This is a genomic window from Mesorhizobium sp. B4-1-4 (assembly GCF_006439395.2).
GTDB lineage: Bacteria > Pseudomonadota > Alphaproteobacteria > Rhizobiales > Rhizobiaceae > Mesorhizobium.
On record NZ_CP083950.1, the window covers coordinates 3,379,788 to 3,393,580 of the forward strand.

The 13,793-nt window shown below is 64.8% G+C and carries 2 protein-coding genes; both read left to right on the top strand.

Going from position 1 to position 13,793, the window contains the following annotated elements; genetic code table 11:
- The first annotated feature begins 354 nt into the window (after positions 1-354).
- Complete coding sequence (locus FJW03_RS16135; protein ID WP_226890374.1) at positions 355-11,898, top strand: Ig-like domain-containing protein; 11,544 nt, start codon at positions 355-357, stop codon at positions 11,896-11,898.
- 183 nt (positions 11,899-12,081) lie between these two features.
- Positions 12,082-13,776, top strand: a complete 1,695-nt coding sequence (locus FJW03_RS16140; protein WP_140766471.1) for a type I secretion system permease/ATPase — start codon at positions 12,082-12,084, stop codon at positions 13,774-13,776.
- Positions 13,777-13,793 lie beyond the last annotated feature (17 nt).

Consider the following 13,793-nt stretch of genomic DNA (forward strand, 5'->3'; position numbering starts at 1 on the left):
AGACGGGCGCGATCGTGCCCAGCGCGAAGCGGCCGGACGCGCCCCAGATGACCGCGACAATAAAGGGGCGCGACAATGTCTCCGCCGTTCGCCTGACTGCGCTTGGCGCATCGGCTTCTTATCCGATGCCTGGTCGCCTGTCTGGCGCGCCGATGAGGCGCGCGAGACAGCCGCAGTCGGCGAAGGCGGCGAACTCCGGCTGTGGAACTGCGAGGCCGGCACCGGCGCCAATGGCCGCGCTTTCATCAATTCCATGTCGCGCGCGGCCAGAAGGTCGGTCGCTGGCGATCGAGTGAACTCAATGTGCAGTCGACAGGCATCAGGGTCCTGCCGCCGCTGAAAAGGAAGCAAGTCATGGCCTCGACAACAAGCAATGGCGCGACGGTCGACAACCTTAATGTGCTCGACACCCTCGCAAGCGATAACATCGGCGGAACCCAGATTATCGAACTGCAAGATATCGCATACGCACTGTTCGCCACTACGAATGCGACGCAACTTCAGACGATCGATAACGCGTTCTGGACAGACAATCTGACGCTTACGTTTCAAGCTGCGGGCACCGGCCAATACTACACACTGTGGGCGACATCGCTCGACAACTTTTCGTTCGCACAGAGCGACCACTATGGAAACCTGCTTGCCGGCTCCCCTGCTGTCACCTTCAGCGCCAACAGCGCATCCGCTTTTCTGAGTGCTTTTTCCAGCAACCCAAGCCTAGCTGGCTCGGGCCTGTCCGGCACCTCTCTACTCGCTTCTCTCGACATCAACAGCAGTATTGGCAAGAACGTCTTTCAAGGGACACTCAACGGTCAGATCGCCAACGTCTTCAGTTACGCCAGCGCGACTGATTCCCTCAATGGCACCGGGTCGCAGTGGGATGTGATCAACAATTTCAATGAAGGCGTCGACAAGCTCGATTTCAGGAAGCTCCTCAACGACAATATGATCGTCGGCTCGCAGGGCGGACAGACCGCCTCCAGTGCGGGGCTGGGGGAATTCTTCTGGAAGGGCCAGCAATCCGCCAACACGACCAACCTCGGGGCCGCTGGCGCTTTTGCCGTCTGGTATACCACAGACGGTAGTGGTGGATCGTTCGTTTACACAGATACCAACGGGGATGGCATCGCCGATCTGAAAGTAAATGTCACTGGCGTTTCAACGATCACGCCAAACGATTTTCTCGGAGTCGATCCACCAGCCGCATTCACGGTCAAAATCAACCCGATCGAGCCTAGCCAGTCAAACCCCTGGCTGCTCAACTCCGCCGATGCAGCTGCCGGGGTCACGATAACCGGTACGGTCACGAACTTTACGCTGAGCGCACATCTCATCGTCAGCCTAAATGGCCATAACTATACGGCCACGGTTGCCTCGAACGGTACATGGTCCGCCGTCATTCCGGCAAGCGATCTGGCGCACGCCTCACTGCCGGACGGCACGTATACTCTTGCCGCTGCAGTTAAGGTTGGCAGCTCAACAGCGGCTTCAGATTCCCATTCGGTAACCGTCGATGAGACTCCTCCGAGCGAGACGATCAGCTCGACGATCGGGACCAACACCGGGCTGACCACGACGATCAGCAGCGGCGGCCTGACCAAGGACAACACGCTGGCGCTGTCCGGCACGGTGAGCGACACCAATGGTGTGGCCTCGGTGCACGTGTTTGACGGCAATACGGACCTGGGTGCGGCCACGGTGAACGGCAATACCTGGACGTTCACGACCACCGCGTTGCTGGACGGCGGGCACAGCTTCACGGCCAAGGCGGTGGACAACGCCGGCAACAGCACGACGACGGCGGCAATCAGCGCGACGGTCGACACCACGGCGCCGAGCGAGACCATCAGCTCGACAATCGGGACCAATACCGGGCTGACCACGACGATCAGCAGCGGCGGCCTGACCAAGGACAACACGCTGGCGCTGTCCGGCACGGTGAGCGACACCAATGTGGCCTCGGTGCACGTGTTTGACGGTAGCACGGACCTGGGTGCTGCCACGATCACCGGCAACAGCTGGACGCTCACGACCGCCGCGCTGTCGGAAGGAGCGCACAGCTTCACGGCCAAGGCGGTGGACAACGCCGGCAACAGCACGACGACGGCGGCAATCAGCGCGACGATCGACAACACGGCGCCGAGCGCCGGCACGCTGGCCTTTGCCAACCTGACCGACACCGGCAGCACCGACAACACGCCGATCACCAAGGACGGCACCTTCGAGCTCAGCCTGAGCGGCGCCAGCGACGCCAACCCCGTCAGCGTGGCCTATGCGGTTTCCACCGACGGCGGCGCCAGCTGGAGCACGACCTCGGCGAACCAGGCCGGTCTGGCCGACGGCACCTACAGCTTCCACGCCATCGTCACCGACGCGGCGGGCAACAGCTCGACCAGCGACCCGATCACGGTCACCGTCGACAACACGGCGCCGAGCGCCGGCACGCTGGCCTTTGCCAACCTGACCGACACCGGCAGCACCGACAGCACGCCGATCACCAAGGACGGCACCTTCGAGCTCAGCCTGAGCGGCGCCAGCGACGCCAACCCCGTCAGCGTGGCCTATGCGGTTTCCACCGACGGCGGCGCCAGCTGGAGCACGACCTCGGCGAACCAGGCCGGTCTGGCCGACGGCACCTACAGCTTCCACGCCATCGTCACCGACGCGGCGGGCAACAGCTCGACCAGCGACCCGATCACGGTCACCGTCGACAACACGGCGCCGAGCGCCGGCACGCTGGCCTTTGCCAACCTGACCGACACCGGCAGCACCGACAGCACGCCGATCACCAAGGACGGCACCTTCGAGCTCAGCCTGAGCGGCGCCAGCGACGCCAACCCCGTCAGCGTGGCCTATGCGGTTTCCACCGACGGCGGCGCCAGCTGGAGCACGACCTCGGCGAACCAGGCCGGTCTGGCCGACGGCACCTACAGCTTCCACGCCATCGTCACCGACGCGGCGGGCAACAGCTCGACCAGCGACCCGATCACGGTCACCGTCGACAACACGGCGCCGAGCGCCGGCACGCTGGCCTTTGCCAACCTGACCGACACCGGCAGCACCGACAGCACGCCGATCACCAAGGACGGCACCTTCGAGCTCAGCCTGAGCGGCGCCAGCGACGCCAACCCCGTCAGCGTGGCCTATGCGGTTTCCACCGACGGCGGCGCCAGCTGGAGCACGACCTCGGCGAACCAGGCCGATCTGGCCGACGGCACCTACAGCTTCCACGCCATCGTCACCGACGCGGCGGGCAACAGCTCGACCAGCGACCCGATCACGGTCACCGTCGACAACACGGCGCCGAGCGCCGGCACGCTGGCCTTTGCCAACCTGACCGACACCGGCAGCACCGACAGCACGCCGATCACCAAGGACGGCACCTTCGAGCTCAGCCTGAGCGGCGCCAGCGACGCCAACCCCGTCAGCGTGGCCTATGCGGTTTCCACCGACGGCGGCGCCAGCTGGAGCACGACCTCGGCGAACCAGGCCGGTCTGGCCGACGGCACCTACAGCTTCCACGCCATCGTCACCGACGCGGCGGGCAACAGCTCGACCAGCGACCCGATCACGGTCACCGTCGACAACACGGCGCCGAGCGCCGGCACGCTGGCCTTTGCCAACCTGACCGACACCGGCAGCACCGACAGCACGCCGATCACCAAGGACGGCACCTTCGAGCTCAGCCTGAGCGGCGCCAGCGACGCCAACCCCGTCAGCGTGGCCTATGCGGTTTCCACCGACGGCGGCGCCAGCTGGAGCACGACCTCGGCGAACCAGGCCGATCTGGCCGACGGCACCTACAGCTTCCACGCCATCGTCACCGACGCGGCGGGCAACAGCTCGACCAGCGACCCGATCACGGTCACCGTCGACAACACGGCGCCGAGCGCCGGCACGCTGGCCTTTGCCAACCTGACCGACACCGGCAGCACCGACAACACGCCGATCACCAAGGACGGCACCTTCGAGCTCAGCCTGAGCGGCGCCAGCGACGCCAACCCCGTCAGCGTGGCCTATGCGGTTTCCACCGACGGCGGCGCCAGCTGGAGCACGACCTCGGCGAACCAGGCCGGTCTGGCCGACGGCACCTACAGCTTCCACGCCATCGTCACCGACGCGGCGGGCAACAGCTCGACCAGCGACCCGATCACGGTCACCGTCGACAACACGGCGCCGAGCGCCGGCACGCTGGCCTTTGCCAACCTGACCGACACCGGCAGCACCGACAGCACGCCGATCACCAAGGACGGCACCTTCGAGCTCAGCCTGAGCGGCGCCAGCGACGCCAACCCCGTCAGCGTGGCCTATGCGGTTTCCACCGACGGCGGCGCCAGCTGGAGCACGACCTCGGCGAACCAGGCCGGTCTGGCCGACGGCACCTACAGCTTCCACGCCATCGTCACCGACGCGGCGGGCAACAGCTCGACCAGCGACCCGATCACGGTCACCGTCGACAACACGGCGCCGAGCGCCGGCACGCTGGCCTTTGCCAACCTGACCGACACCGGCAGCACCGACAGCACGCCGATCACCAAGGACGGCACCTTCGAGCTCAGCCTGAGCGGCGCCAGCGACGCCAACCCCGTCAGCGTGGCCTATGCGGTTTCCACCGACGGCGGCGCCAGCTGGAGCACGACCTCGGCGAACCAGGCCGATCTGGCCGACGGCACCTACAGCTTCCACGCCATCGTCACCGACGCGGCGGGCAACAGCTCGACCAGCAACGCGATCACGGTCACCGTCGACAACACGGCGCCGAGCGCCGGCACGCTGGCCTTTGCCAACCTGACCGACACCGGCAGCACCGACAACACGCCGATCACCAAGGACGGCACCTTCGAGCTCAGCCTGAGCGGCGCCAGCGACGCCAACCCCGTCAGCGTGGCCTATGCGGTTTCCACCGACGGCGGCGCCAGCTGGAGCACGACCTCGGCGAACCAGGCCGATCTGGCCGACGGCACCTACAGCTTCCACGCCATCGTCACCGACGCGGCGGGCAACAGCTCGACCAGCGACCCGATCACGGTCACCGTCGACAACACGGCGCCGAGCGCCGGCACGCTGGCCTTTGCCAACCTGACCGACACCGGCAGCACCGACAGCACGCCGATCACCAAGGACGGCACCTTCGAGCTCAGCCTGAGCGGCGCCAGCGACGCCAACCCCGTCAGCGTGGCCTATGCGGTTTCCACCGACGGCGGCGCCAGCTGGAGCACGACCTCGGCGAACCAGGCCGGTCTGGCCGACGGCACCTACAGCTTCCACGCCATCGTCACCGACGCGGCGGGCAACAGCTCGACCAGCGACCCGATCACGGTCACCGTCGACAACACGGCGCCGAGCGCCGGCACGCTGGCCTTTGCCAACCTGACCGACACCGGCAGCACCGACAGCACGCCGATCACCAAGGACGGCACCTTCGAGCTCAGCCTGAGCGGCGCCAGCGACGCCAACCCCGTCAGCGTGGCCTATGCGGTTTCCACCGACGGCGGCGCCAGCTGGAGCACGACCTCGGCGAACCAGGCCGGTCTGGCCGACGGCACCTACAGCTTCCACGCCATCGTCACCGACGCGGCGGGCAACAGCTCGACCAGCGACCCGATCACGGTCACCGTCGACAACACGGCGCCGAGCGCCGGCACGCTGGCCTTTGCCAACCTGACCGACACCGGCAGCACCGACAACACGCCGATCACCAAGGACGGCACCTTCGAGCTCAGCCTGAGCGGCGCCAGCGACGCCAACCCCGTCAGCGTGGCCTATGCGGTTTCCACCGACGGCGGCGCCAGCTGGAGCACGACCTCGGCGAACCAGGCCGATCTGGCCGACGGCACCTACAGCTTCCACGCCATCGTCACCGACGCGGCGGGCAACAGCTCGACCAGCGACCCGATCACGGTCACCGTCGACAACACGGCGCCGAGCGCCGGCACGCTGGCCTTTGCCAACCTGACCGACACCGGCAGCACCGACAGCACGCCGATCACCAAGGACGGCACCTTCGAGCTCAGCCTGAGCGGCGCCAGCGACGCCAACCCCGTCAGCGTGGCCTATGCGGTTTCCACCGACGGCGGCGCCAGCTGGAGCACGACCTCGGCGAACCAGGCCGATCTGGCCGACGGCACCTACAGCTTCCACGCCATCGTCACCGACGCGGCGGGCAACAGCTCGACCAGCGACCCGATCACGGTCACCGTCGACAACACGGCGCCGAGCGCCGGCACGCTGGCCTTTGCCAACCTGACCGACACCGGCAGCACCGACAGCACGCCGATCACCAAGGACGGCACCTTCGAGCTCAGCCTGAGCGGCGCCAGCGACGCCAACCCCGTCAGCGTGGCCTATGCGGTTTCCACCGACGGCGGCGCCAGCTGGAGCACGACCTCGGCGAACCAGGCCGGTCTGGCCGACGGCACCTACAGCTTCCACGCCATCGTCACCGACGCGGCGGGCAACAGCTCGACCAGCGACCCGATCACGGTCACCGTCGACAACACGGCGCCGAGCGCCGGCACGCTGGCCTTTGCCAACCTGACCGACACCGGCAGCACCGACAGCACGCCGATCACCAAGGACGGCACCTTCGAGCTCAGCCTGAGCGGCGCCAGCGACGCCAACCCCGTCAGCGTGGCCTATGCGGTTTCCACCGACGGCGGCGCCAGCTGGAGCACGACCTCGGCGAACCAGGCCGATCTGGCCGACGGCACCTACAGCTTCCACGCCATCGTCACCGACGCGGCGGGCAACAGCTCGACCAGCGACCCGATCACGGTCACCGTCGACAACACGGCGCCGAGCGCCGGCACGCTGGCCTTTGCCAACCTGACCGACACCGGCAGCACCGACAACACGCCGATCACCAAGGACGGCACCTTCGAGCTCAGCCTGAGCGGCGCCAGCGACGCCAACCCCGTCAGCGTGGCCTATGCGGTTTCCACCGACGGCGGCGCCAGCTGGAGCACGACCTCGGCGAACCAGGCCGGTCTGGCCGACGGCACCTACAGCTTCCACGCCATCGTCACCGACGCGGCGGGCAACAGCTCGACCAGCGACCCGATCACGGTCACCGTCGACAACACGGCGCCGAGCGCCGGCACGCTGGCCTTTGCCAACCTGACCGACACCGGCAGCACCGACAGCACGCCGATCACCAAGGACGGCACCTTCGAGCTCAGCCTGAGCGGCGCCAGCGACGCCAACCCCGTCAGCGTGGCCTATGCGGTTTCCACCGACGGCGGCGCCAGCTGGAGCACGACCTCGGCGAACCAGGCCGATCTGGCCGACGGCACCTACAGCTTCCACGCCATCGTCACCGACGCGGCGGGCAACAGCTCGACCAGCGACCCGATCACGGTCACCGTCGACAACACGGCGCCGAGCGCCGGCACGCTGGCCTTTGCCAACCTGACCGACACCGGCAGCACCGACAACACGCCGATCACCAAGGACGGCACCTTCGAGCTCAGCCTGAGCGGCGCCAGCGACGCCAACCCCGTCAGCGTGGCCTATGCGGTTTCCACCGACGGCGGCGCCAGCTGGAGCACGACCTCGGCGAACCAGGCCGGTCTGGCCGACGGCACCTACAGCTTCCACGCCATCGTCACCGACGCGGCGGGCAACAGCTCGACCAGCGACCCGATCACGGTCACCGTCGACAACACGGCGCCGAGCGCCGGCACGCTGGCCTTTGCCAACCTGACCGACACCGGCAGCACCGACAGCACGCCGATCACCAAGGACGGCACCTTCGAGCTCAGCCTGAGCGGCGCCAGCGACGCCAACCCCGTCAGCGTGGCCTATGCGGTTTCCACCGACGGCGGCGCCAGCTGGAGCACGACCTCGGCGAACCAGGCCGGTCTGGCCGACGGCACCTACAGCTTCCACGCCATCGTCACCGACGCGGCGGGCAACAGCTCGACCAGCGACCCGATCACGGTCACCGTCGACAACACGGCGCCGAGCGCCGGCACGCTGGCCTTTGCCAACCTGACCGACACCGGCAGCACCGACAACACGCCGATCACCAAGGACGGCACCTTCGAGCTCAGCCTGAGCGGCGCCAGCGACGCCAACCCCGTCAGCGTGGCCTATGCGGTTTCCACCGACGGCGGCGCCAGCTGGAGCACGACCTCGGCGAACCAGGCCGATCTGGCCGACGGCACCTACAGCTTCCACGCCATCGTCACCGACGCGGCGGGCAACAGCTCGACCAGCGACCCGATCACGGTCACCGTCGACAACACGGCGCCGAGCGCCGGCACGCTGGCCTTTGCCAACCTGACCGACACCGGCACAGCGAACACACCGCCGGTGACCACGGACAACAAGTTCGACCTGACGCTGACGGGAAATGCCGACACCAACGGCACCACGATAGCGTATGAGAAGTCGACTAACGGCGGCACGACCTGGACGAGCACAACAGCAAGCCAGAGCGGACTTGCGGACGGCGATTATCTGTTCCACGCGGTTGTGACCGACCCGGCGGGCAACAGCTCGACCAGCAACGCCATCGAGGTGAAGGTCGACACTACAGTGCCGATCGTGGCCATGAGCTCGACCATCGGAACCGATACTGGCTCGACGACGACGATCAGCAGCGGCGGCCTGACCAAGGACAACACGCTGGCGCTGTCGGGCACGGTGAGCGACACCAATGGGATTGGATCAGTTCACATCTTCGATGGAGCGACCGATCTGGGCGCTGCAACGGTGAGCAATGGCAACTGGAGTTTCACCAGCGCAGCGCTGGCGGATGGCAGCCACAGCTTCACTGCCAAGGCTACCGATAACGCAGGCAACAGCACTATAACGGCCGCCGTGACGGCGACCACGGATACTATAGTCCCGACCGTTTCCTCGGTCACAGCCTCCGGTCTGGGAATTGACGGCGGGGGCAACGGTAATTTGAGTGCCTCTACAACATACTGGTCGACTGGCAACAACGGAGCTCAGCTCATCAAATTCGACATCAATAGCGGAGCGACCACAGTCGTCGGCAACTTCGCGACTTCAGGAACGTTCGGCCTTGCATTCGCGCCCGACGGATCCGTTTACACGCTGCTCGGCTCCAATGCGACTCTAGCTAAAGTAAATCTCGCCAACGGATCATCAACGACGATTGGCGGCCCCGGAGGGTTCTTCGGATACGCGTTAGATTTCGCGAAGGACGGGACCCTGTACGCCGTAAATGTCAATACAAACCAAATCTTCTCGGTCAATACGACGACTGGCGCATTCACGTTTGTAAGCACGATTTCAGGTCCTGCTAACGATGTTATGGACATCGCTTTCGATCAGTCCGGGCATCTCTACGCTGTGGGCCCTAGTGACAACAAAGTCTATTCGATAGACCTTTCTACCGGAATTTCCACTCTTGCCTTCACAACTGCGCTCAGCAACCTCATGGGCCTCGCTGCAGACAATGCTGGTAACTTGATAGCGACGTCGTACACAAGTCCATCGAGCTACGAAAAAATAAATCTGGCTACTGGCACGAGCTCAGTGGTCGGAAGCATCGGCGCTGGCACTTCGTTTGATCATGGGGGCGATATTCAGTTCACGGTGGTCACGCTGACTCTCAACATGAGCGAGGTAGTTACGGTTTCGGGGGGGGCCCCCATGCTGACGCTCAACGACGGGGGAACAGCGACTTATGCAAGCGGGTCTGGTACCAACACATTGACCTTCAATTACACCGTGGCCACAGGTCAGAACACGTCTGATCTAAGCATCACGGGGATGAACCTGAACGGTGCTTCAATAAACGATACAGCTGGGAATGCTGCCAATCTTGCAGGAGTAGTCACAAATCCGGCCGGCGTCTTGAAAATCGACACCTTGGCTCCGACTGTCAGCAGCGAAGCGATCGCTAGCGCGACAGGGGTCCAGAACAGCTATCTGAACGCCGGCGACGTGGTGAGCGTGACGGTGGCGTTCAGCGAGAGCGTGACGGTCACGGGCACGCCGCAGCTGGCGCTCAACATCGGTGGTACCACGGTGCAGGCCAACTACTCGTCGGGCAGCGGCAGCAGCTCGCTGGTGTTCACCTACACCATCCAGTCGGGTCAGGCCGATACCAACGGCATCAGCGTCGACGCCAACGCGCTCAGCCTGAACAGCGGCACGATCAAGGATGCGGCCGGCAACAGCGCGACCTTGACGGCCACCTCGGTGACCGACAACGCCAGCTACAAGGTGGATACAACTGCGCCAAGCGTCGCAAAGACGAGCTATAGCCCCAGTACCAAGACCTTGGGAGGAACTTACAGTGACGCTGGGTCCGGTGTAACTTCGATTACTATTTCAGACACCGAGCATCCTGCGGCCAATGGTACGGCAACACTGAACGCTGGAAACTGGAGCTACACTAACTCGAATTTGGTGAATAATGACCACTTGACGATCGTAGCAACCGATGCTGCGGGGAATAGAACCACCATTACACCGCAGGCTCCCGCCGGCACATCTGGAAACCCTATCCATTTGGGATTGACGAACGCAATAGAAAATTATGGATCAATCGAGGTAACCGTTTCGGGGGTGCCAGCCGGTTGGACTCTCAACGGAGCTGTTCATAACGCGGATGGCTCCTGGTCAATCGCCACTATCGATGTCGGATCTCTAAGCGTCACCACGCCCGCCGACTACGTCGGAGCTGCAGTACTCAATGTGACGGAGACGTGGACCAACACGGACGGTACAACAGGTACGGCCATCGTGGCGGATAACGTCGAGGCCTATGCTCCTGGAAGCCCCATCTTCGCCTGGTCGGGTGATGACGTGCTGACCGGCTCTCACGGCAACGATCTTTTCGTCTTCTCGCAGCCGATCGGCAACGACATGGTGCATAGCTTCGACACGGCCGCGGACAAGATCGACCTGATCGGCTATTCCGGCTTCCAGAGCTTCGCCGACGTCCAGGCCCACATGGCCGACGACGGCAACGGCAATGCGGTGATCACGCTCGGCGACGGACAGTCGATCACGCTGGACGGCGTCCACTCAAGCGCGCTCACGGACGGCAATTTCGTCTTCGACCAGACGCCGGTGGTCAATAACGCCGGCACCATGACGATCGGCGACGGCGCCATGCTGCCGCTGAGCGGCACGATCAACAACAGCGGGCTCATCTCGCTCGACTCTGCAGGCAGCGACACGCTGCTGCAGCTCATTCAGCACGGCATCACCCTGCAGGGCGGCGGGCAGATCGTCCTGTCCGACAGCGACTCGAACATTATCTCCGGCACTGGCGCGGACGTCACCCTGACCAATGTCGACAATACCATCTCCGGCGCGGGCCAACTGGGCGGCGGCCTGTTGTCCCTGAACAACCAGGGGACGATCATCGCCACCGGCACCCACGCGCTGGTCATCGACACGGGCGCCAACACCACCGTCAACTCGGGAACGCTGGAAGCGACGGGTTCCGGCGGCCTGATGATCACCGGCACGCTCGCCAATTCCGGGCTGCTCTGGGCCAATGGCGGCAACATCACGATCGAGGGCCAGGTCACGGGCACAGGCGAAGCCACGATTGGCAACCTGTCGAAGCTGGAATTCGGCGCAGCCTCATCGACGGATGTGACCTTCGCGCAGAATGCCGCTGGCACGCTGCAACTCGATGATTCCTTCGACTTCAGCGGCAGGGTTGGCGGCATCACCAACGACGATAAGATCGACCTCGGCGACATCCTGTTCGGCGCTGGAACGTCCGCGGCCTATCAGGCGGACTCGAACGGCAGTGGAGGGACGTTGACCGTGACGGACGGCGCTCACAATGCCACGCTTCACCTCCTCGGCATCTTCGATGCGCATAACTTCACGCTTGTCGACGACGGGGCCGGCAGGACGGTGGTTCAGTATGGCCTGACGGCGAGCGGTGTCGTAGCGTGAACCTGAAGGTGAGCCGCAAACACACGCGGCTCACCTCCGGTCGGACGGTCGCAGATTCAGCTTACGAATTAAGGTTTACGGCAGGAAAAAGAACCGACTGGGTGGCCGTTTGAAGGATCTGGAGTAGCATCGGTTCTGCGCGTGCAATTGGACAGGGGGCGGTTCTCCGCTGGGTCATTGAGTCTGAACAGCAAAAGCAAGATCGTAAAGGACGCGCTGCTGGCGTGCCGCCACTATTTCCTGGTCGCGGCAGGGTTCAGCTTAGCGATCAACCTGCTCTACCTGGCCTCGCCGCTCTATATGCTGCAGGTCTATGATCGGGTGGTCACCAGCGGCAGCGAAACGACGCTGCTGATGCTTACGATCGTGCTGCTGGCGGCCTTCCTTGCGCTAGCCGGCCTCGATCTGGTCCGCGCCAGGATCCTGACCCGCGCCAGCGTACGCCTCGACCGGTTGCTTTCTGCGAAGGTCGTCGCCAACTCGCTCGAAGCCTCCTCGCCGGGCTCATCGCAGAGCCAGCCGATCCGCGACTTCGATACGTTCCGGCAGGTCATTACCGGCAGCGGTGTCCATGCGCTGCTCGACCTGCCCTGGTCGCCCATCTACATCGCCATCATCTTCTTGCTGCACCCCTGGCTGGGATTCTTCGCGCTCGGCTCATCGCTGCTGCTTGTTGCAATGGCGGTGAGCAACGAATATCTGGTGCGCGGGCCGCTGAAGCAGGCCAACGATCTGGCAACCGCCAACTACGCCTTCACCGAAATGAGCCTCAGGAACGCGGAAGTCGTCCGCGCCATGGGCATGCTCGACGGCCTCATCCGCCGCTGGGAACGCGATCGACACCTGGCGCTTCGGCGTCAGGCGGACGCCAGCGACCGCGCCGCCTTGATGTCCGGACTGATCCGGTTTCTTCGGCTGACCATGCAGTCGCTCATCCTCGGCCTTGGCGCCTATCTGGTCATCGAACGGCAAACCAGCGCCGGTTCCATTTTCGCGGCAAGCCTTCTTCTGGGCCGGGGTCTCCAGCCCGTCGAGCAGATCGTCGGCGTGTGGCGCAGCCTTGTCCTGGCGCGCGGTGCGCTGGCGAGGGTTCGCAAGCTGGTCGATAGCGATACGCGCAACGACCGTTCGTTCAATCTGCCGAAGCCAACAGGCAAGATCTCGGTTGAGCAGGTGAGCTACGCGCTGCCTAGCCTGCAGAAGATTCTGCTGCGGGACATCTCGTTCCGGCTCGAGGCCGGCGAGGCGCTCGGAATCATCGGCCCCTCGGGCGCGGGCAAATCCACCCTCGCACGACACCTGGCTGGCGTCATGCAGCCCAGTCGTGGAACCGTCAGACTGGACGGCGCCGACATGACGCACTGGGGTCGCGACGCGCTCGGCGACCATATCGGCTACCTGCCGCAGGACATCGAGCTCTTCTCCGACACGGTCGCCGCCAACATCGGGCGCTTCAAGACCAATGTCGACCAGGAGGTGATCGAGGCCGCCCGCTTGGCCGGCGTGCATGACATGATCATCCGCCTCCCACAGGGTTACGAGACGCAGATCGGCGAGGGCGGCGCCGTTCTGTCGGGCGGCTACCGGCAGCGCATCGCGCTTGCGCGGGCGGTGTTTGGAACGCCGAACCTGATCATTCTCGACGAGCCGAGCTCCAATCTCGACGCGGACGGCGACCGCGCGCTGAGCGAATGCGCGATTGAGCTCAAGCGCCGCGGCAGCACAGTGATCATCGTGTCGCACCGGCCCTCGACGATCGCGAATGTCGACAAAATCCTTCTGTTACGTGACGGCGCCGTCGAAGCCTTCGGCATGCGGAACGAGATCGTGGCGCTGCTCAACCAGCGCGCGGCTCCGATCGGAGTGGCAACGCAATGAGCCGGGTCAGGAGAGAT

What these genes read in the sequence shown, in the direction of transcription:
- FJW03_RS16135 (WP_226890374.1), top strand. Translation starts at nt 355, where the DNA reads ATGGCCTCGACAACAAGCAATGGCGCGACGGTCGACAACCTTAATGTG.